This window comes from Mycobacterium canetti CIPT 140010059 (assembly GCF_000253375.1).
Taxonomy (GTDB): domain Bacteria; phylum Actinomycetota; class Actinomycetes; order Mycobacteriales; family Mycobacteriaceae; genus Mycobacterium; species Mycobacterium tuberculosis.
The window spans coordinates 3,707,804-3,728,614 of sequence record NC_015848.1; the positions used below are offsets into that span (position 1 = coordinate 3,707,804).

Genomic DNA, 20,811 nt, shown 5'->3' on the forward strand with positions numbered 1-20,811 from the left:
CTCGCCATGACCCTGGAAGTGGTATCGGACGCGGCCGGACGCATGCGGGTCAAAGTCGACTGGGTCCGTTGCGATTCCCGGCGCGCGGTCGCGGTCGAAGAGGCCGTTGCCAAGCAGAACGGTGTGCGCGTCGTGCACGCCTACCCGCGCACCGGGTCCGTGGTCGTGTGGTATTCACCCAGACGCGCCGACCGCGCGGCGGTGCTGGCGGCGATCAAGGGCGCCGCGCACGTCGCCGCCGAACTGATCCCCGCGCGTGCGCCGCACTCGGCCGAGATCCGCAACACCGACGTGCTCCGGATGGTCATCGGCGGGGTGGCACTGACCTTGCTCGGGGTGCGCCGCTACGTGTTCGCGCGGCCACCGCTGCTCGGGACCACCGGGCGGACGGTGGCCACCGGTGTCACCATTTTCACCGGGTATCCGTTCCTGCGTGGCGCGCTGCGCTCGCTGCGCTCCGGAAAGGCCGGCACCGATGCGCTGGTCTCCGCGGCGACGGTGGCAAGCCTCATCCTGCGCGAGAACGTGGTCGCACTCACCGTCCTGTGGTTGCTCAACATCGGTGAGTACCTGCAGGATCTGACGCTGCGGCGGACCCGGCGGGCCATCTCGGAGCTGCTGCGCGGCAACCAGGACACGGCCTGGGTGCGCCTCACCGATCCTTCTGGAGGCTCCGACGCGGCCACCGAAATCCAGGTCCCGATCGACACCGTGCAGATCGGTGACGAGGTGGTGGTCCACGAGCACGTCGCGATACCGGTCGACGGTGAGGTGGTCGACGGCGAAGCGATCGTCAATCAGTCCGCGATCACCGGGGAAAACCTGCCGGTCAGCGTCGTGGTCGGAACGCGCGTGCACGCCGGTTCGGTCGTGGTGCGCGGACGCGTGGTGGTGCGCGCCCACGCGGTAGGCAACCAAACCACCATCGGTCGCATCATTAGCAGGGTCGAAGAGGCTCAGCTCGACCGGGCACCCATCCAGACGGTGGGCGAGAACTTCTCCCGCCGCTTCGTTCCCACCTCGTTCATCGTCTCGGCCATCGCGTTGCTGATCACCGGCGACGTGCGGCGCGCGATGACCATGTTGTTGATCGCATGCCCGTGCGCGGTGGGACTGTCCACCCCGACCGCGATCAGCGCAGCGATCGGCAACGGCGCGCGCCGTGGCATCCTGATCAAGGGCGGATCCCACCTCGAGCAGGCGGGCCGCGTCGACGCCATCGTGTTCGACAAGACCGGGACGTTGACCGTGGGCCGCCCGGTGGTCACCAATATCGTTGCCATGCATAAAGATTGGGAGCCCGAGCAAGTGCTGGCCTATGCCGCCAGCTCGGAGATCCACTCACGTCATCCGCTGGCCGAGGCGGTGATCCGCTCGACGGAGGAACGCCGCATCAGCATCCCACCACACGAGGAGTGCGAGGTGCTGGTCGGCCTGGGCATGCGGACCTGGGCCGACGGTCGGACCCTGCTGCTGGGCAGTCCGTCGTTGCTGCGCGCCGAAAAAGTTCGGGTGTCCAAGAAGGCGTCGGAGTGGGTCGACAAGCTGCGCCGCCAGGCGGAGACCCCGCTGCTGCTCGCGGTGGACGGCACGCTGGTCGGCCTGATCAGCCTGCGCGACGAGGTGCGTCCGGAGGCGGCCCAGGTGCTGACGAAGCTGCGTGCCAATGGGATTCGCCGGATCGTCATGCTCACCGGCGACCACCCGGAGATCGCCCAGGTTGTCGCCGACGAACTGGGGATTGATGAGTGGCGCGCCGAGGTCATGCCGGAGGACAAGCTCGCGGCGGTGCGCGAGCTGCAGGACGACGGCTACGTCGTCGGGATGGTCGGCGACGGCATCAACGACGCCCCAGCGCTGGCCGCCGCCGATATCGGGATCGCCATGGGCCTTGCCGGAACCGACGTCGCCGTCGAGACCGCCGATGTCGCGCTGGCCAACGACGACCTGCACCGCCTGCTCGACGTCGGGGACCTGGGCGAGCGGGCAGTGGATGTAATCCGGCAGAACTACGGCATGTCCATCGCCGTCAACGCGGCCGGGCTGCTGATCGGCGCGGGCGGTGCGCTCTCGCCGGTGCTGGCGGCGATCCTGCACAACGCGTCGTCGGTGGCGGTGGTGGCCAACAGTTCCCGGTTGATCCGCTACCGCCTGGACCAAACCCCGCTACGGGCGCGTCAGCTTTAACTGCTGGGCTTGCGTCAATCGGGTTCGTCGTCGTCGTCGTGGAGCAGCTTCTCGGGGTGATGAAAGGTGTTGGTGCGGGGTTGGCCGTGGTCGAGGTGGGGTGGTGGGAGCCATTCGGTGTGGCCGTGGGTGTTTTTGCGGGTGATCCAGCCTTTTTCGGCGAGTCGGTTGTCGGGGCCGCAGGCCAGGGTCAGGTCGGTGATGTCGGTGCGACGAGTGCTGGCCCAACCTTGCACGTGGTGGGCTTGGCTGTGGTAGGCCGGTGCATCGCAACCGGGTTTGGTGCAGCCCCGGTCCCTGGCGAACAGCATGATCCGCTGCGCGGGGGAGGCTAGGCGTTTGGTGTGATACAGCGCCAACGGTGTGCCGTGGTCGAAGATCGCGAGGTAGTGATGCGCGTGACTAGCCATACGAATCACATCGGCCATCGGCAATAGCGTGCCGCCGCCGGTGAAGCCCTTACCCGCGCCGGTTTGCAGGTCGGTCAGGGTGGTGGTGACCACGATCGAGACGGGAAGCCCGTTGTGTTGGCCCAGTTTCCCGGAGGCGATCAGCGCGCGCAGCCCGGCCAGCAGTCCATCGTGGTTGCGTTGGGCTTGGCTGCGGGTGTCGCGGTCGATGGCGGCCGCATCGGGGGTGGTGTCGATGACCGGGGTGTGGTCGTCGGGGTTGCACATCCCGGGGGCGGCCAGTTTGGCTAGCACGGCTTCAAAGGTGGCCCGCGTTTCGGGGGTCAGGTAGCCACTTAGCCGTGACATGCCGTCGTATTCCTGGTTGCCCAGGGTGATGCCGCGTTTGCGGGCGCGTTCGGTGTCGGTGAAGTCGCCGTCGGGGTGTAGCCAGTCCATGACCCGGCGGGCGTAGCGGGCCAGCTCGTCGGGACGATACTGAGCGGCCTTGCCGGCCAGGTCGGCTTCGGCGGCCTCTCGGGTGGACACATCCACCTCGGCGGGCAGGTGGGCGAAAAAGCTACGGATCACTTTGATGTGCGCCTCGCCGATCAGGCCCTGGCGTTGGGCGGTGGCGGTGGCGGTCAACTGTGGGGCTAGCGGTTCACCGGTGAGTGCCCGACGAGGCCCGAGATCGGCGGCGTCGGCGATGCGCCGGGCGGCTTCGGGCTTGGTGATGCGTAACCGGTTGGCCAGCGCGCAGCACAGCGTGCCGCCCAGTTCTTCCTCGCTGGCTTGGGCGTCGAGTTGGTTGATCAACGCGTGCCCGACCGCCGGTAGCCGGCGCACCAGCCCTTCCAGGCGCTCCAACATCGCTAGCCGTTCTGGGCTGGTCAGCACCTCAAAGGACACCTCGTCCAAGCGGTCCAGCTCGGCATCCAGCGCATCAAAGGCCTCGACAAGCTCCTCCCGGCTATTCGCAAGCATGTTCGAATGCTATCGCGGTCCACCGACATTGATTCCGTTCAACGGGTTCGGGTGAGGATGGTCTTGCTCGTTCGGCGCTGGTGATGACTCAGCCTCTGACTGGCGCCATGGTGGGTTGTCTGCCAATTGATTTGTCTCACCGGCGACGTGCGGGCAAATACCACAACAGCCCTGGTAGGGCGGACATGACTTAATTAGGAGCCTGTCCGCTGCCTCATCAATGTCTTGTCTGCCCGCCCTACCGGGTTGTCACTCATCGCACGGTTCACAGCACGGAGAGGACATCACCATCGTGACAGCCAAACGCCGCGTCGTCATCGGCACCGACACCCACCTCGACACCATCCACGTGACCGCGATCACCGACACCGGCGGACTGCTCGGCAATGCCGAGTTCCGCACCAACCCGACCGGCTATTGGGCCGCGACCTGCTGGGCGCGTAGTTTCGGTGAGGTCGTCGCTGTCGGTGTGGAGGGCACCAGCTCCTACGGCGCGGGACTAACACAGACCTTGCAGGCCAACAACATTCACGTCGTCGAGGTCAACCGTCCCGACCGGTCGGCGCGACGCCGGCAAGGCAAGTCCGACCCTCTCGATGCTTACAGCGCAGCCCGTGCGGTGTTGGCCGGCCACAGCTGTCCGTGCCCAAAGACCCGCACACCGGGGCCCTCAAAGCGCTGCTAATCGCACGGCGCGGCGCGATCAAGGCCCGCACCGCGGCTATCCAGCAGATCAAGGACCTGCTCGTGACTGCCGTTGCGAGTGAGTGGGTCTTTAGTGATCACGCGACTCGCACCCCATCTCGGGGTTGTTCGCCGGCCGGGTGGCCGGTTGCCTTCCGCGCTTCATCGCCACCTGTCCGGCCAGGCCGGGTCTTAGGGTCGGCTGCACGCTTAACGGCGGCCCCAACTGGGCCGACGACGCTAACGGGTTCCTCGTAGCGTGCGAGGTTGATCGCGGCGCAATCGTCGCGTTGGTGGGTGACCCCGCAGCCACCATCAGTGGGGTCACAGATCCACTTTTCGTCCCACCCGATGTCTTGCACATGCCCGCAGCCATGGCAGGTTTTCGACGACGGGAACCAGCGGTCGGCGACCACCAGTTCTGACCCGTACCAGCCTGTCTTGTAAGACAAATGCCGGCGCGGTGTGCCCAGAGCCGAATCCGACAGTCCGCGCCGTCTGGCGCGGGCACCGGGCAGCCCCTTTTGTCGCAGCATCCCTGCCGCATCCAGACCTTCGACAACGATGCGGCCGTGGGTTTGAGCCAATCGTGTTGTCAGGACGTGCAGATGATGGGTGCGGACATCGTTGACCCGGCGATGCAGCCGGGACATCTCGGTGGTGCGCTCACGATATTGACGTGAGCCGTTCGTGCAGCGCGAGCGGGCACGGGAAACATGCCGCATCGCGCAGCGCCGCGGCCAGCGGTTGCGGGTTGGCCACCTGCTCGATCACGACGCCATCAGCGTCGGCGACGGTGGCCAGACGCCGCACACCCACATCGACACCGACGCGGGAGTCAGGCAGCCAGACGTTAGGCCGGCTAGGGCGTTGGACAAGCACTCGCACGCTCGCATCCAACCGAGTACCGTTACGCCGCACGCTGATTGCCAACACCCGCGCTCGGCCTTTGGCGATCAGCCGTTCGATACGGCGGGTGTTCTCGTACGAACGGTCCCAATGACCGGCAGCGTCAGGTGCCGGCGATCAGGCTCGACGCGCATCGCCCCAGTTGTGAACGTCACGCGGGCCGGCCCGAGTTTCGTGACGAGGTTGTCAGCAGCGCGTTAGCAGCCCGCTAGCAGCCGCAGCCGTGACCACGCCAGGTGCGGATGCCCTGCCAGACCGCGATACCGGCGATGGCCAGCCCGATCGCGGGGTCAATCCACCAGCCGTTCGACCACACGGCAGTGATCGCCAGCCCAAGCAGAACCGCGGCGGCCTGAGCAGCACACAGGTAGTTCTGGGTGCCCTCGCCCGCGGTGGCCCCCGATCCCAGCCGCTCACCCACTCGGTGGTTGGCCCAGCCCAGGACCGGCATCAGCAGCAGGGCGATGGCCGTCAGTCCGATGCCGATCACCGAGGTCTCGGCACGATGCTCTCCGGCTAGGTGGCGGATGGATTCGGCAACGAGGTAGGGGGCCGTCAGCCAAAAAGACACCGCAACTCCACGCTGTGCGCGGTGCTCCGCGGTCGCGGACCAAGTGCGGTCGCCGGTGAACCGCCAGAGCACCATCGCGCTGGCCAGGCCCTCGGATCCGCCACCCAGCGCCCACCCGGTCAACGCGACGGATCCGACCGCAATACCCTGCCACAGCCCCACGGCACCTTCGGTGAGCAATACCGCCAGGCTGACCCACGCCAGCCAGCGGGCCCACCGAACGTTCCGCTGCCATTCGGCCTCTCGCGCCACCGACACGGGCGAATCCAGCGTGGATTCATCGCGGTGTTCCGTCGTCGTCTCCATCCCGACGATGGTAGAGGCAAGACATGCCGGGCGGTCGCCGCGGCGTCGCGAACCCGTATGGTTCAGGGAGGATGCCGCACGCCAGGGAAGGTCACCACCGATGCCGACCAGCAACCCCGCCAAACCACTTGACGGGTTTCGGGTATTGGATTTCACCCAGAACGTGGCCGGGCCGCTGGCCGGGCAGGTGCTGGTCGACCTGGGGGCTGAAGTCATCAAGGTGGAGGCGCCCGGCGGTGAAGCGGCCCGTCAGATCACCTCGGTGCTACCCGGACGCCCGCCCCTGGCCACCTACTTTCTGCCCAACAATCGTGGCAAGAAGTCGGTGACGGTGGACCTAACCACCGAGCAGGCCAAGCAGCAGATGCTGCGGCTCGCGGACACCGCCGACGTTGTCTTGGAGGCGTTTCGGCCCGGCACCATGGAAAAGCTGGGCCTAGGCCCTGATGACTTGCGCTCTCGTAACCCCAAACTGATCTACGCGCGCCTAACCGCTTACGGCGGCAACGGCCCGCACGGCAGCCGGCCGGGAATCGACCTGGTGGTGGCCGCCGAGGCCGGCATGACCACCGGAATGCCCACGCCTGAGGGCAAGCCACAGATCATCCCATTTCAGCTCGTCGACAACGCCAGCGGTCACGTGCTGGCCCAGGCCGTGCTGGCCGCGCTGCTGCACCGCGAGCGGAACGGGGTGGCCGACGTCGTCCAGGTCGCGATGTACGACGTCGCGGTGGGACTGCAAGCCAACCAGCTGATGATGCATCTCAATCGGGCCGCTAGCGACCAGCCGAAGCCTGAACCGGCGCCGAAGGCCAAGCGGCGCAAGGGAGTCGGCTTCGCTACCCAGCCATCGGACGCGTTTCGCACCGCCGATGGGTACATCGTCATCAGCGCATACGTGCCCAAACACTGGCAGAAGCTGTGCTACCTCATCGGCCGGCCTGACCTCGTTGAAGATCAACGATTTGCCGAACAACGCTCCCGGTCGATCAACTACGCCGAGTTGACCGCCGAGTTGGAATCGGCACTGGCCAGCAAGACCGCCACCGAATGGGTCCAGTTGCTGCAGGCAAACGGCCTCATGGCCTGCCTCGCCCATACCTGGAAACAGGTCGTCGACACCCCCCTTTTCGCCGAGAACGACCTCACCCTGGAAGTCGGTCGCGGGGCGGACACCATCACGGTGATCCGCACACCGGCGCGCTACGCCAGCTTCCGCGCGGTCGTCACCGATCCCCCGCCCACCGCCGGCGAACACAATGCCGTGTTTCTGGCCCGGCCCTGACGCTGTGACCATTCCGAGGAGTCAACACATGAGCACCGCAGTCAACAGCTGCACCGAGGCGCCCGCATCACGATCACAGTCGATGCTGGCTAATCTGCGGCACGATGTTCCCGCATCACTTGTCGTCTTCCTTGTTGCGTTGCCACTTTCGCTGGGGATCGCGATCGCCTCCGGGGCCCCGATAATCGCCGGTGTGATCGCCGCCGTCGTAGGCGGCATTGTCGCCGGGGCGGTCGGTGGGTCGCCGGTTCAGGTCAGCGGCCCGGCCGCGGGTCTGACCGTGGTGGTCGCCGAGCTGATCGATGAGCTCGGTTGGCCGATGTTGTGTCTGATGACGATCGCCGCGGGTGCACTGCAGATCGTGTTCGGCCTAAGTCGGATGGCGCGCGCCGCGCTGGCCATCGCCCCGGTTGTGGTGCACGCCATGCTGGCGGGCATCGGTATCACCATCGCCTTGCAGCAGGTTCATGTCTTGATGGGCGGCTCGTCGCACAGTTCGGCGTGGCAGAACATCGCGGCGTTGCCGGACGGCATCCTCCATCACGAACTGCATGAAGTGATCGTCGGCGGGACGGTTATCGCGATCTTGTTGATGTGGTCAAGGCTGCCCGCCAAGGTGCGTATCATTCCCGGCCCACTGGTAGCCATTGCGGGCGCGACCGTGCTTGCGTTGCTATCGGGGCTACAGACCGAACGAATCGACCTGCAGGGCAACTTCTTCGACGCGATTGGCTTGCCCAGACTTGCCGAGATGTCCCCGGGAGGACAGCCGTGGTCTCATGAGATCAGCGCCATCGCGCTCGGTGTCCTCACCATTGCGCTGATCGCAAGCGTCGAATCGCTGCTGTCGGCGGTCGGTGTCGACAAGCTGCATCACGGCCCGCGCACCGACTTCAACCGGGAGATGGTCGGGCAGGGCAGCGCGAACGTGGTGTCCGGATTGCTCGGCGGGCTGCCCATCACCGGTGTCATCGTGCGCAGCTCGGCCAACGTGGCCGCCGGCGCCCGAACCCGGATGTCGACGATCCTGCACGGAGTGTGGATCCTGCTGTTTGCGTCACTGTTCACCAACCTGGTGGAACTGATTCCCAAGGCGGCGCTGGCCGGCCTGCTCATCGTCATCGGCGCCCAGCTGGTCAAGCTGGCGCACATCAAACTAGCTTGGCGCACAGGAAATTTCGTAATCTACGCCATCACCATCGTGTGTGTGGTGTTCCTCAATCTGCTGGAAGGCGTGGCCATCGGGCTGGTCGTGGCGATCGTATTCCTGCTGGTGCGGGTGGTACGCGCGCCCGTCGAGGTCAAGCCGGTCGGCGGCGAGCAGTCCAAGCGATGGCGGGTCGATATCGACGGCACGTTGAGCTTCCTGCTGCTGCCCCGCCTGACCACGGTGCTCTCGAAGCTGCCGGAAGGGTCGGAGGTGACGTTAAACCTGAACGCAGACTACATCGACGACTCCGTTTCCGAGGCCATCTCCGATTGGCGGCGCGCCCACGAGACGAGGGGCGGAGTGGTAGCGATCGTGGAAACGTCGCCGGCCAAACTGCACCACGCACACGCCCGACCACCGAAGCGCCACTTCGCGTCTGATCCGATTGGACTGGTTCCGTGGCGATCAGCGCGCGGCAAAGACCGCGGCAGCGCTTCGGTTCTCGACCGCATCGACGAGTATCACCGCAATGGCGCGGCCGTGCTGCACCCGCATATCGCCGGGCTGACCGATTCACAGGACCCGTATGAGCTGTTCCTCACCTGTGCCGACTCGCGGATTCTGCCGAACGTCATCACCGCCAGCGGCCCCGGCGACCTGTACACCGTCCGCAACCTCGGCAACCTGGTGCCGACCGATCCGGACGACCGATCGGTTGACGCGGCACTCGACTTCGCCGTCAACCAGCTCGGCGTCAGCTCGGTTGTCGTCTGCGGACATTCGTCGTGTGCTGCGATGACGGCGCTCCTGGAAGACGACCCGGCCAACACGACGACTCCCATGATGCGTTGGCTCGAGAATGCCCACGACAGCCTGATGGTGTTCCGCAATCACCACCCGGCACGCCGCAGCGCCGAATCCGCCGGTTACCCCGAAGCCGACCAGCTGAGCATCGTAAACGTTGCCGTTCAGGTGGAAAGGCTGACCCGCCACCCGATCTTGGCGACCGGGGTCGCCGCTGCTGATCTACAGGTCATCGGCATATTCTTCGACATCTCGACCGCCCGGGTATACGAGGTGGGTCCGAACGGCATCATCTGCCCGGACGAGCCGGCCGACCGCCCCGTCGACCACGAATCAGCGCAGTAGCGCCCGCGACATCACTACCCGCTGAATCTGATTGGTGCCCTCATAGATCTGGGTGATCTTGGCGTCGCGCATAAACCGCTCGACCGGGAAGTCGGTGGTGTAGCCGGCGCCGCCGAACAGTTGTACGGCGTCGGTGGTGACCTCCATCGCGACGTCGGAGGCGAAGCACTTCGAGGCCGCCGAGATGAAGCCCAGATCCGGCTCACCGCGTTCGGCGCGGGCGGCGGCGGAGTAAACCATCAGCCGAGCCGCCTCCACCTTCATCGCCATGTCGGCCAGCATGAACTGCACGGCCTGAAACGTACTGATCGACTCACCGAACTGCTTGCGGTCCTTGGTGTAGGCGATGGCAGCATCCAGCGCGCCCTGGGCGATACCCACGGCCTGCGCGCCAATCGTGGGACGGGTGTGGTCCAACGTGGCCAGCGCGGTCTTGAAACCGGTACCGGGCTCACCGATGATGCGATCGCCGGGGATGCGGCAGTTCTCGAAGTACAGCTCGGTGGTCGGTGACCCCTTGATCCCGAGCTTGCGTTCTTTCGGACCGACGGTGAACCCCTCGTCGTCCTTGTGCACCATGAACGCCGAGATGCCGTTGGCGCCCCGGTCGGGATCGGTCACCGCCATCACCGTGTACCAGGTCGACTTGCCGCCGTTGGTGATCCAGCACTTGGCGCCGTTGAGAATCCAGTGATCCCCATCGGCCTTGGCCCGCGTCCGCATGGACGCCGCGTCACTGCCGGCCTCGCGTTCACTCAATGCATAGGAAGCCATCGCCCCTTCGGCGGCCAACGCCGGCAGCACCTGCTTCTTCAGCTCTTCGGAGCCCCGCAGGATCAGGCCCATGGTGCCCAGCTTGTTGACCGCGGGGATCAACGACGCGGACGCGTCGACGCGGGCCACCTCTTCGATCACGATGCAGGTAGCTACCGAGTCGGCACCCTGACCGCCGTACTCCTCCGGAATGTGGACGGCGTTGAAACCGGAGGAATTGAGCGCCACTAGCGCTTCTTCGGGGAACCGCGCCTTCTCGTCCACCTCGGCGGCATGCGGAGCGATCTCCTTTTCCGCCAAAGCCCGTATCGCCAATCGCATTTCGTCGTGTTCCTCGGGCAGCTTGAACAGATCGAACGACGGGTTTCCGGCCCATCCAGCCATGTTGCGAGCCCTCCTCGTCTCCTTGCTAGTCGCGGGTTAACTTACCCGCAAGCCGCTGCAGTTCCGCATCCTTGGCCGCCACGACGTCGGCCAGCCGGTCCTGGAATGCGACGATCCGGGCCCTCAGCTGGGGGTCGGCGGCTCCTAGCATCCGCACCGCCAGCAGGCCGGCATTACGGGCGCCGCCGATGGACACCGTGGCCACCGGAACCCCGGCCGGCATTTGCACGATCGACAGCAGGGAGTCAAGGCCGTCCAGCCTGCCCAGCGGTACCGGCACCCCGATCACCGGCAGCGGCGTCGCGGCGGCGACCATACCGGGCAGGTGCGCGGCCCCACCCGCTCCGGCGATGATCACCTCGAGACCGCGCTCGGCCGCGCCGCGCGCATAGCTGAACATCGCCTCAGGGGTGCGATGGGCCGAAACAACCCGAACCTCGGCCGGAATGTCGAACTCGGCCAGCGCCGCCGCAGCGTCGGCCATCACCGGCCAGTCGCTGTCGCTGCCCATGATCACCCCGACCCGGGGCCGCTCGCTGGCGGGAGTCATAGGCGCCGCTCTCCCCCGCAAGCGGGAGGTGCCCCCACCTCATCGCTTCGTCCCCCGCAAGCGGGTGGTACCCCCACTGCATCGTCGCTGGCGCGGTGTGGGTCCCATCCGTCAGTCCACCGCCCATGGGACAACCAGTGTGCCGCCAGCTCAGCGCGTTCACACAACTGGGCGACATCGGAGCCAAGGAAGTTGATATGCCCCACCTTGCGACCGGGTCGCTCGGCCTTGCCGTAGAGGTGAACCCGGGCGTCGGGCATTCGCGCAAACAGATGGTGCAGCCGCTCGTCGACGCTCATGGCCGGCGGCTGCGCGGCGCCGAGCACATTGGCCATCACCGTCACGGGCACCACGGCGTCGCTGTCGCCGAGCGGGTAGTCCAAGACCGCGCGCAGATGCTGCTCGAACTGGCTGGTGCGCGCCCCGTCGATGGTCCAGTGCCCGGAATTATGTGGCCGCATCGCGAGCTCGTTGACCAGCAACGCCCCGTCGGTCGTCTCGAACAGCTCGACGGCGAGCACGCCGACCACACCGAGTTCGTCGGCCAGCTGCAACGCCAACCGTTGCGCCGCGGTGGCCAGGTCGTCGGGCAGCGCCGGCGCCGGCGCGATCACCAGCACACACGTGCCGTCACGTTGCACCGTCTGGACCACCGGCCACGCCGCACCCTGGCCGAACGGCGAACGCGCCACCAGTGCCGACAGCTCGCGGCGCAGGTCCACCCGTTCCTCGACCAGCACCGCCACGCCGTCAGCCAGGCATTCGCGAGCGAAATCACGGGCATCCGCCAGATCACGTGCCATCCGAACGCCCCGGCCGTCGTAACCCCCGCGCACTGCCTTGACCACGATCGGGGCGTCGACACGTGCGGCGAAGACGTCGATTTCGTCGGGGTCTTTGATGCCCGCGTAGCGGGGCATGGAGACGCCTGCTGCAGCCAGACGCTGCCGCATGACGAGTTTGTCCTGGGCGTGCACCAGCGCCTGCGGCGACGGTGCGACATTGACGCCATCGGCGACCAGCTTCTCCAACAGCTCGTTCGGGACGTGCTCGTGGTCAAAGGTCAGCACGTCGGCGCCGGCCGCAACGCGGCGCAAGGCGGCAAGATCGGTGTGCGAGCCGATCACCACGTTGGGGGTGACCTGCGCGGCAGGGTCATCTGCCGAGGTGACCAATACACGGAGGTTCTGCCCCAGCGCGATGGCAGCCTGATGGGTCATCCGGGCCAGCTGACCGCCACCGACCATCGCAACGAGGGGGGCAACGAACGAGGTGACCGCCGGGGTGCGTGAGCTCGCCACGGCCATCATGGTGTCACGGCATCTGACCGGCGTACTTGCCGGCCACGGCAGCCAAACCGTTACGTATCATTTTGCGTCGATTTTGTGTTCGTCCGTACACTCACGTGTTGTGTCCTTTGCCGATGCCACCATCGCGCGCCTTCCCGGGGTGGTCCAGCCCTATGCGCAGCGCCACCATGAGCTGATCAAATTTGCCATCGTCGGCGGCACCACATTCATCATCGACACAGCAATTTTCTACACCCTCAAGCTGACGGTTCTCGAACCCAAGCCGGTGACCGCGAAGGTGATCGCCGGCATCGTCGCCGTCATCGCGTCCTACGTGTTGAACAGGGAGTGGAGCTTCCGCGACCGCGGCGGTCGCGAGCGCCACCATGAGGCGCTGCTGTTCTTTGCGTTCAGCGGCGTGGGCGTGCTGCTGAGCATGGCGCCGTTGTGGTTTTCCAGCTACATCCTGCAGCTACGGGTGCCAACGGTGTCACTGACCATGGAAAACATCGCCGACTTCATCTCGGCCTACATTATTGGCAACTTGCTGCAAATGGCGTTCCGCTTCTGGGCGTTTCGGCGCTGGGTGTTCCCCGACGAGTTCGCCCGCAACCCCGACAAGGCCCTGGAATCCGCCCTTACCGCGGGCGGCATCGCCGAAGTCTTCGAGGACGTCTTGGAGGGCGGCTTCGAGGACGGCAACGTCACCCTGCTGCGGGCCTGGCGTAACCGGGCCAACCGGTTCGCTCAGCTGGGCGACTCGTCGGAGCCCAGGGTGTCGAAAACCTCGTGATACAGCAGCGCATGCACCTCCCGCAGGCGCGGAATGTTGTAGAACTCGAGCGGATCTTGTGACGCGGACTCGATAATCAACGTCCCGGTGCGAAAAATCCGCTCGAAGATCCGGTCCCGGAACTCCACGCTGTTGATCCGTGCTAGCGGTATGTCGATCCCGCTGCGGGTCAGCACACCATGCCGGAACATCACCCGCCGGTTGGTCACCACGAAATGTGTGGTCAGCCAGCTCAGGAATGGCCACAGCGTGAGCCAGCCGACGATCACCAACCAGATCCCCCAGATGACCGCGTGAATCACGTTCTTAGCGATCTGCTGCCAAGGTGTCGAGTTGACGAATCCGGACCCGAACGCCGCCAACCCGGTCAGCAAGACCAGCACCACGACGGGCCAGATCAAGCGATTCCAGTGCGGATGGCGGTGCAGAACGACCTGCTCGCCAGCGGCCAGGACATTCTCCGGATAGCTCATGCCCGCGACCTTAATCTTTTGGGGACGCCAGCTCCGCGCGAGTTAACGCAAATGCACCACGTCGCCCGCTGAAACAACTACCGTTCGACCCCCGACGTCCAGACACAGCCGACCCTGGTCATCGATGTCACGCGCGATCCCGACAACGTCCCGGCCACCGGGGAGCTCGACGCGCACGCCCGACCCAATGGTCAGGCTGCGAGCACGGTAGTCGACCGCCAGTTGTGGGTTGGCGTTGCGCCACTGGATGATCCGGGCTTCGAGCTCGCGCAACAGCCTGCTGGCTATGCGGTTGCGGTCCGGCGCCGCCACTCCGAGATCCAGCAATGAGGTCGCGCCGGGATCAACCTCTTCGGGGGCCTGGGTGATGTTGAGTCCCACACCGAGTACCACAAACGGCTGCGCGACCTCGGCCAGGATGCCGGCTAACTTGCCACCCCGGGCCAGCACGTCGTTGGGCCACTTGAGGCCCGTTTCGGCCGGCGGGACTGCAATCAGGGGGGCCACCGAATCGAGCACCGCCAGACCCGCGGCCAGTGACAGCCAGCCCCACGCTTGCACCGGGACGTCGACCACACGCACACCGACCGACAGGATGATCTGCGCTCGGTCAGTGGCCGCCCAGCCGCGGCCATGACGCCCCCGCCCAGCGGTCTGATGCTCGGCGATCAACACCACCCCATCGATATCGGCCCCGGATGCCGCCCGGGCCAGCAAGTCGGCGTTGGTGGAACCGGTTTGGGCCACGACGTCAAGTTGGCGCCACCCGGATCCAGCACCGATCAGCTGGTCGCGCAGTGAGCGTTCGTCCAAGGGCGGCCTGAGCCGATCGCGGTCGGTCACCGCCCCAGCCTAAGGAAGTAGTGTGCGGCAGCCGATAACATCGACTCCCATGACAAGCGTTACCGACCGCTCGGCTCATTCCGCAGAGCGGTCCACCGAGCACACCATCGACATCCACACCACCGCGGGCAAGCTGGCGGAGCTGCACAAACGCAGGGAAGAGTCGCTGCACCCCGTCGGTGAGGATGCTGTCGAAAAAGTACACGCCAAGGGCAAGCTGACGGCTCGCGAGCGTATCTACGCGTTGCTGGATGAGGATTCGTTCGTCGAGCTGGACGCGCTGGCCAAACACCGCAGCACCAACTTCAATCTCGGTGAAAAACGCCCGCTCGGCGACGGCGTGGTCACCGGCTACGGCACCATCGACGGGCGCGACGTGTGCATCTTCAGCCAGGACGCCACGGTGTTTGGCGGCAGCCTCGGCGAGGTGTACGGCGAGAAAATCGTCAAGGTCCAGGAACTGGCGATCAAGACCGGCCGTCCGCTCATCGGCATCAACGACGGTGCTGGCGCGCGCATCCAGGAAGGTGTCGTCTCGCTGGGCCTGTACAGCCGGATCTTTCGCAACAACATCCTGGCCTCCGGCGTCATCCCGCAAATCTCGTTGATCATGGGAGCCGCCGCCGGTGGGCACGTCTACTCCCCCGCCCTGACCGACTTCGTGATCATGGTCGATCAGACCAGCCAGATGTTCATCACCGGGCCCGACGTCATCAAGACCGTCACCGGCGAGGAAGTCACCATGGAAGAACTCGGCGGCGCCCACACCCACATGGCCAAGTCGGGTACGGCACACTACGCCGCATCGGGCGAACAGGACGCCTTCGACTACGTTCGCGAGCTGCTGAGCTACCTGCCGCCCAACAACTCCACCGACGCGCCCCGATACCAAGCCGCAGCCCCGACAGGGCCCATCGAGGAGAACCTCACCGACGAGGACCTCGAATTGGATACGCTGATCCCGGACTCGCCCAACCAGCCCTATGACATGCACGAGGTGATCACCCGGCTCCTCGACGACGACGAATTCCTGGAGATACAGGCCGGTTACGCCCAAAACATCGTGGTGGGGTTCGGGCGCATCGACGGCCGGCCAGTCGGCATTGTCGCCAACCAGCCGACACACTTCGCCGGCTGCCTGGATATCAACGCCTCGGAGAAAGCGGCCCGGTTTGTGCGGACCTGCGACTGCTTCAATATCCCCATCGTCATGCTGGTGGACGTCCCGGGCTTCCTGCCGGGCACCGACCAGGAATACAACGGCATCATCCGGCGCGGCGCCAAGCTGCTCTACGCCTACGGCGAGGCCACCGTGCCAAAGATCACGGTCATCACCCGCAAGGCCTACGGCGGTGCGTACTGCGTTATGGGCTCCAAAGACATGGGCTGCGACGTCAACCTGGCGTGGCCGACCGCGCAGATCGCGGTGATGGGCGCCTCCGGCGCAGTGGGCTTCGTGTACCGCCAGCAGCTGGCCGAGGCCGCCGCCAACGGCGAGGACATCGACAAGCTGCGGCTGCGGCTCCAGCAGGAGTACGAGGACACACTGGTCAACCCGTACGTGGCCGCCGAACGCGGATACGTCGACGCGGTGATCCCGCCGTCGCATACTCGCGGCTACATCGGGACCGCGCTGCGGCTGCTGGAACGCAAGATCGCGCAGCTGCCGCCCAAAAAGCATGGGAACGTGCCCCTGTGAGTCGAGTGAGCGGAACGAACCTGTGAGTCGAGTGAGCGGAACGAACCTGTGAGTCGAGTGAGCGGAACGAACGAAGTGAGTGACGGGAACGAGACGAACAATCCGGCAGAAGTGAGTGACGGGAACGAGACGAACAATCCGGCAGAAGTGAGTGACGGGAACGAGACGAACAATCCGGCAGAAGTGAGTGACGGGAACGAGACGAACAATCCGGCCCCTGTGACCGAGAAGCCGCTGCATACGCACGAGCCCCACATCGAGATACTGCGGGGACAACCCACCGATCAGGAGCTGGCCGCGTTGATCGCGGTGCTGGGCAGTATCAGCGGTTCAACCCCGCCCGCGCAACCCGAGCCCACCCGGTGGGGGCTGCCGGTCGACCAGTTGCGGTACCCCGTCTTCAGTTGGCAGCGCATCACACTGCAAGAAATGACGCACATGCGCCGATGACCCGGCTGGTGCTCGGGTCCGCCTCCCCTGGCCGGCTCAAAGTCCTTCGTGATGCCGGCATTGAGCCGCTGGTCATCGCCTCGCACGTCGACGAGGATGTCGTCATCGCGGCGCTGGGGCCGGACGCGGTCCCGAGCGATGTGGTGTGCGTACTGGCCGCGGCAAAGGCCGCGCAGGTCGCGACCACGCTGACCGGAACGCAACGCATTGTGGCCGCGGATTGCGTTGTCGTTGCCTGTGATTCGATGCTCTACATCGAAGGCAGGCTACTCGGCAAGCCAGCGTCAATCGACGAGGCGCGCGAGCAGTGGCGGTCGATGGCGGGCCGGGCCGGCCAACTCTATACGGGCCACGGTGTTATCCGGTTGCAGGACAACAAAACCGTGTACCGTGCTGCTGAAACAGCAATAACCACAGTATATTTCGGAACACCTTCGGCCTCCGATCTGGAGGCTTACCTGGCCAGTGGGGAGTCGCTGCGGGTCGCGGGTGGATTCACCCTGGACGGTCTGGGCGGCTGGTTCATCGACGGTGTGCAGGGCAATCCGTCGAATGTGATCGGCTTGAGCCTGCCGTTGCTGCGGTCGCTCGTGCAGCGATGCGGGCTGTCCGTCGCCGCACTGTGGGCAGGAAATGCGGGCGGCCCAGCGCACAAGCAGCAGTAGCTTCGGACTGGGCCAGGTCGCCAGCGGTAGGCTCGATGATGTGCCGCTTCCCGCAGACCCTAGCCCCACCTTGTCGGCCTACGCCCATCCCGAACGGCTCGTGACCGCCGACTGGTTGTCGGCACACATGGGCGCGCCGGGCCTGGCGATCGTCGAATCCGACGAGGACGTCTTGCTCTACGACGTCGGCCATATTCCCGGCGCCGTCAAGATCGACTGGCACACCGACCTCAACGACCCACGGGTGCGCGACTACATCAACGGCGAGCAGTTCGCCGAATTGATGGACCGCAAGGGCATCGCCCGCGATGACACCGTGGTGATCTATGGCGACAAGAGCAATTGGTGGGCCGCCTATGCGTTGTGGGTGTTCACGCTGTTCGGTCACGCCGACGTGCGACTCCTCAACGGCGGCCGTGACCTCTGGCTCGCCGAGCGCCGGGAAACCACCTTGGACGTCCCGACCAAGACCTGCACCGGTTATCCCGTCGTGCAGCGCAACGATGCACCCATCCGCGCATTCAGAGACGACGTGCTGGCCATCCTGGGCGCTCAGCCGCTGATCGACGTACGCTCTCCCGAGGAGTACACCGGCAAGCGCACCCATATGCCCGATTACCCCGAGGAAGGGGCGCTGCGGGCCGGTCACATCCCCACGGCGGTGCACATTCCGTGGGGGAAGGCCGCCGACGAAAGTGGACGGTTTCGCAGCCGCGAGGAATTGGAACGGCTCTATGACTTCATAAACCCGGACGACCAAACCGTCGTCTATTGCCGCATCGGTGAACGCTCCAGCCATACCTGGTTCGTGCTCACACACCTGCTGGGCAAGGCAGATGTACGGAACTACGACGGCTCGTGGACCGAGTGGGGCAACGCCGTGCGAGTGCCGATCGTCGCGGGCGAAGAACCAGGAGTGGTACCCGTCGTATGACCGCGCCCGCGAGCCTGCCCGCGCCGCTAGCAGAGGTGGTATCCGACTTCGCCGAAGTCCAGGGTCAAGACAAGCTGAGGCTGTTGCTGGAATTCGCCAACGAGCTGCCGGCGCTTCCGTCGCACCTGGCCGAGTCCGCTATGGAGCCGGTCCCCGAGTGCCAGTCTCCGCTGTTTTTGCACGTCGACGCGAGTGACCCCAACCGGGTGCGCCTGCATTTCAGCGCGCCGGCCGAAGCGCCAACCACGCGCGGGTTCGCCTCGATCCTGGCCGCCGGCCTAGACGAGCAACCGGCCGCCGACATCTTGGCGGTGCCCGAGGATTTCTACACCGAGCTGGGTCTGGCTGCCTTGATCAGCCCACTGCGGTTGCGGGGAATGTCGGCGATGCTGGCCCGGATCAAGCGCCGGCTGCGCGAAGCGGACTGAATCGAGGAACCGCGTGAGCGGGTCAGCGGCGCGACGCTTAAACTTCCCCCGACAAGACTTGTAAGAAAATCTCTTAGAGACGAAGAATCAGCCCGACAGGAGGCGCAGTGGCTAGTCACGCCGGCTCGAGGATCGCTCGGATCTCTAAGGTTCTCGTCGCCAATCGCGGCGAGATCGCAGTGCGGGTGATCCGGGCGGCCCGCGACGCCGGCCTGCCCAGCGTGGCGGTGTACGCCGAACCCGACGCCGAGTCCCCGCATGTTCGGCTGGCCGACGAGGCGTTCGCGCTGGGCGGCCAGACCTCGGCGGAGTCCTATCTGGACTTCGCCAAGATCCTCGACGCGGCAGCCAAGTCCGGGGCCAACGCCATCCACCCCGGCTACGGCTTCCTAGCGGAAAATGCCGACTTCGCCCAGGCGGTGATCGACGCCGGCCTGATCTGGATCGGCCCCAGCCCGCAGTCGATCCGCGACCTGGGCGACAAGGTCACGGCCCGTCACATCGCGGCCCGCGCTCAGGCGCCCCTGGTGCCGGGTACCCCCGATCCGGTCAAAGGCGCCGACGAGGTGGTGGCATTCGCCGAGGAGTACGGCCTGCCGATCGCGATCAAGGCCGCCCACGGCGGCGGCGGCAAGGGCATGAAGGTGGCCCGCACCATCGACGAGATTCCGGAGCTGTACGAGTCGGCGGTGCGCGAGGCCACGGCCGCGTTCGGCCGCGGTGAGTGCTACGTGGAGCGCTATCTCGACAAGCCGCGCCACGTCGAAGCACAGGTGATCGCCGACCAGCACGGCAACGTCGTCGTCGCCGGCACCCGGGACTGCTCGCTGCAGCGCCGCTACCAGAAGCTGGTCGAGGAGGCGCCCGCACCGTTCCTGACCGACTTTCAACGCAAAGAGATCCACGACTCGGCCAAACGGATTTGCAAAGAGGCCCATTACCACGGCGCCGGCACCGTCGAATACCTGGTCGGTCAGGACGGCTTGATCTCGTTCTTGGAGGTCAACACGCGCCTTCAGGTAGAACACCCGGTCACCGAGGAAACCGCGGGCATCGACTTGGTGCTGCAGCAATTCCGGATCGCCAACGGCGAAAAGCTGGACATCACCGAGGATCCCACCCCGCGCGGGCACGCCATCGAATTCCGGATCAACGGCGAGGACGCGGGGCGTAACTTCCTACCGGCGCCCGGGCCGGTGACAAAGTTCCACCCGCCGTCCGGCCCCGGTGTGCGGGTGGACTCCGGTGTCGAGACCGGCTCGGTGATCGGCGGCCAGTTCGACTCGATGCTGGCCAAGCTGATCGTGCACGGTGCCGACCGCGCCGAGGCGCTGGCGCGGGCCCGGCGCGCGCTGAACGAGTTCGGTGTCGAAGGCCTGGCGACGGTCATCCCGTTTCACCGCGCCGTGGTGTCCGACCCGGCATTCATCGGCGACGCGAACGGCTTTTCGGTACATACCCGCTGGATCGAGACCGAGTGGAATAACACCATCGAGCCCTTTACCGACGGCGAACCTCTCGACGAGGACGCCCGGCCGCGTCAGAAGGTGGTCGTCGAAATCGACGGTCGCCGCGTCGAAGTCTCGCTGCCGGCTGATCTCGCGCTGTCCAATGGCGGCGGTTGCGACCCGGTCGGTGTCATCCGGCGCAAGCCCAAGCCGCGCAAGCGGGGTGCGCACACCGGCGCGGCGGCCTCCGGTGACGCGGTGACCGCGCCTATGCAGGGCACCGTAGTTAAGGTCGCGGTCGAAGAAGGGCAAGAGGTCGTGGCCGGCGACCTAGTGGTGGTCCTCGAGGCGATGAAGATGGAAAACCCGGTCACCGCGCATAAGGATGGCACCATCACCGGGCTGGCGGTCGAGGCGGGCGCGGCCATCACCCAGGGCACGGTGCTCGCCGAGATCAAGTAAGC

General features: G+C 65.9%; 17 protein-coding genes and 2 pseudogenes. 11 read left to right on the forward strand and 8 right to left on the reverse strand.

Features of this window, described 5'->3' with window-relative positions; all coding sequences use genetic code 11:
* Window positions 1–6: 6 nt before the first annotated feature.
* The gene (gene ctpC, locus MCAN_RS17300; RefSeq protein WP_014001649.1) at window positions 7–2,187 is read left to right on the forward strand and encodes a manganese-exporting P-type ATPase CtpC; all 2,181 of its coding nucleotides are present in this window, start codon (window positions 7–9) and stop codon (window positions 2,185–2,187) included.
* A 14-nt stretch (window positions 2,188–2,201) separates the two neighbouring features.
* Here ctpC and MCAN_RS17305 read toward each other — a convergent pair whose 3' ends face one another.
* Entirely contained in the window at window positions 2,202–3,563 is a 1,362-nt protein-coding gene (locus MCAN_RS17305; RefSeq protein ID WP_014001650.1) for an HNH endonuclease signature motif containing protein, read from the reverse strand.
* 292 nt (window positions 3,564–3,855) lie between these two features.
* Here MCAN_RS17305 and MCAN_RS17310 point away from each other — a divergent pair, with 292 nt between their 5' ends.
* Window positions 3,856–4,248 (forward strand): IS110 family transposase, encoded by a 393-nt coding sequence (locus MCAN_RS17310; protein WP_225038074.1) that lies wholly within the window; start codon window positions 3,856–3,858, stop codon window positions 4,246–4,248.
* Window positions 4,249–4,345: 97 nt separating this feature from the next.
* Here the strand turns inward: MCAN_RS17310 and tnpB are convergent.
* Both tnpB and MCAN_RS17325 read right to left on the reverse strand, forming a co-directional pair.
* A pseudogene (tnpB, locus tag MCAN_RS21910) lies at window positions 4,346–5,314 on the reverse strand (IS607 family element RNA-guided endonuclease TnpB); the annotation flags it as partial.
* A gap of 50 nt (window positions 5,315–5,364) precedes the next feature.
* Window positions 5,365–6,033 carry a cation transporter gene (locus tag MCAN_RS17325; protein ID WP_003417119.1) on the reverse strand — a complete coding sequence of 223 codons (669 nt, stop codon included), beginning with the start codon at window positions 6,031–6,033 and terminating at the stop codon, window positions 5,365–5,367.
* A gap of 100 nt (window positions 6,034–6,133) precedes the next feature.
* Between MCAN_RS17325 and MCAN_RS17330 the strand changes: the two genes are divergently transcribed.
* A complete protein-coding gene (locus MCAN_RS17330; RefSeq protein WP_014001654.1) occupies window positions 6,134–7,318 on the forward strand; it encodes a CoA transferase in 1,185 nt (394 codons plus the stop codon).
* Window positions 7,319–7,346: 28 nt separating this feature from the next.
* Window positions 7,347–9,617, forward strand: coding sequence for a SulP family inorganic anion transporter (locus tag MCAN_RS17335; RefSeq protein WP_041180148.1), 2,271 nt, complete (start codon window positions 7,347–7,349; stop codon window positions 9,615–9,617).
* Here the strand turns inward: MCAN_RS17335 and MCAN_RS17340 are convergent.
* The 3 genes from MCAN_RS17340 to MCAN_RS17350 are packed head-to-tail and all read right to left on the reverse strand — an operon-like array spanning window position 9,606 to window position 12,635.
* Window positions 9,606–10,775, reverse strand: a complete 1,170-nt coding sequence (locus tag MCAN_RS17340) for an acyl-CoA dehydrogenase (RefSeq protein WP_014001656.1) — start codon at window positions 10,773–10,775, stop codon at window positions 9,606–9,608. The two genes, MCAN_RS17335 and MCAN_RS17340, sit on opposite strands and share 12 nt — an antisense overlap.
* Window positions 10,776–10,800: 25 nt before the next feature.
* Window positions 10,801–11,325 (reverse strand): 5-(carboxyamino)imidazole ribonucleotide mutase, encoded by a 525-nt coding sequence (purE, locus tag MCAN_RS17345; protein ID WP_014001657.1) that lies wholly within the window; start codon window positions 11,323–11,325, stop codon window positions 10,801–10,803.
* Window positions 11,322–12,635, reverse strand: coding sequence for a 5-(carboxyamino)imidazole ribonucleotide synthase (locus MCAN_RS17350; RefSeq protein WP_041180149.1), 1,314 nt, complete (start codon window positions 12,633–12,635; stop codon window positions 11,322–11,324). Before MCAN_RS17350 ends, purE begins: the two co-directional genes overlap by 4 nt.
* 100 nt (window positions 12,636–12,735) lie before the next feature.
* Between MCAN_RS17350 and MCAN_RS17355 the strand changes: the two genes are divergently transcribed.
* Window positions 12,736–13,407, forward strand: coding sequence for a GtrA family protein (locus MCAN_RS17355; RefSeq protein WP_003417128.1), 672 nt, complete (start codon window positions 12,736–12,738; stop codon window positions 13,405–13,407).
* Here the strand turns inward: MCAN_RS17355 and MCAN_RS17360 are convergent.
* Together MCAN_RS17360 and MCAN_RS17365 are read right to left on the reverse strand one after the other, a co-directional pair.
* Window positions 13,362–13,880 (reverse strand): PH domain-containing protein, encoded by a 519-nt coding sequence (locus MCAN_RS17360; protein WP_003417130.1) that lies wholly within the window; start codon window positions 13,878–13,880, stop codon window positions 13,362–13,364. The two genes, MCAN_RS17355 and MCAN_RS17360, sit on opposite strands and share 46 nt — an antisense overlap.
* A gap of 42 nt (window positions 13,881–13,922) precedes the next feature.
* Window positions 13,923–14,723 (reverse strand): biotin--[acetyl-CoA-carboxylase] ligase, encoded by an 801-nt coding sequence (locus MCAN_RS17365; protein ID WP_014001660.1) that lies wholly within the window; start codon window positions 14,721–14,723, stop codon window positions 13,923–13,925.
* A 49-nt stretch (window positions 14,724–14,772) separates the two neighbouring features.
* On the opposite strand from MCAN_RS17365, the gene MCAN_RS17370 reads away from it, so the two are divergent.
* The 6 genes and pseudogenes from MCAN_RS17370 to MCAN_RS17395 all read left to right on the forward strand — a co-directional run bounded on the left by MCAN_RS17370 (window position 14,773) and on the right by MCAN_RS17395 (window position 20,809).
* On the forward strand, window positions 14,773–16,422 hold the full coding sequence (locus MCAN_RS17370; protein ID WP_014001661.1) for an acyl-CoA carboxylase subunit beta: 1,650 nt from the start codon (window positions 14,773–14,775) through the stop codon (window positions 16,420–16,422).
* Window positions 16,403–16,872 (forward strand): annotated as a pseudogene (locus MCAN_RS17375) (acyl-CoA carboxylase subunit epsilon). Before MCAN_RS17370 ends, MCAN_RS17375 begins: the two are co-directional and overlap by 20 nt.
* A complete protein-coding gene (locus tag MCAN_RS17380) occupies window positions 16,869–17,537 on the forward strand; it encodes a nucleoside triphosphate pyrophosphatase (RefSeq protein ID WP_003417146.1) in 669 nt (222 codons plus the stop codon). Before MCAN_RS17375 ends, MCAN_RS17380 begins: the two are co-directional and overlap by 4 nt.
* A 40-nt stretch (window positions 17,538–17,577) precedes the next feature.
* The gene (locus tag MCAN_RS17385; protein WP_003417149.1) at window positions 17,578–18,471 is read left to right on the forward strand and encodes a sulfurtransferase; all 894 of its coding nucleotides are present in this window, start codon (window positions 17,578–17,580) and stop codon (window positions 18,469–18,471) included.
* Window positions 18,468–18,899 carry a SufE family protein gene (locus MCAN_RS17390; protein WP_003417152.1) on the forward strand — a complete coding sequence of 144 codons (432 nt, stop codon included), beginning with the start codon at window positions 18,468–18,470 and terminating at the stop codon, window positions 18,897–18,899. The genes MCAN_RS17385 and MCAN_RS17390 overlap by 4 nt, the downstream gene beginning before the upstream one ends.
* A gap of 107 nt (window positions 18,900–19,006) precedes the next feature.
* Window positions 19,007–20,809, forward strand: coding sequence for an acetyl/propionyl/methylcrotonyl-CoA carboxylase subunit alpha (locus MCAN_RS17395; protein WP_014001663.1), 1,803 nt, complete (start codon window positions 19,007–19,009; stop codon window positions 20,807–20,809).
* Window positions 20,810–20,811: the final 2 nt, after the last annotated feature.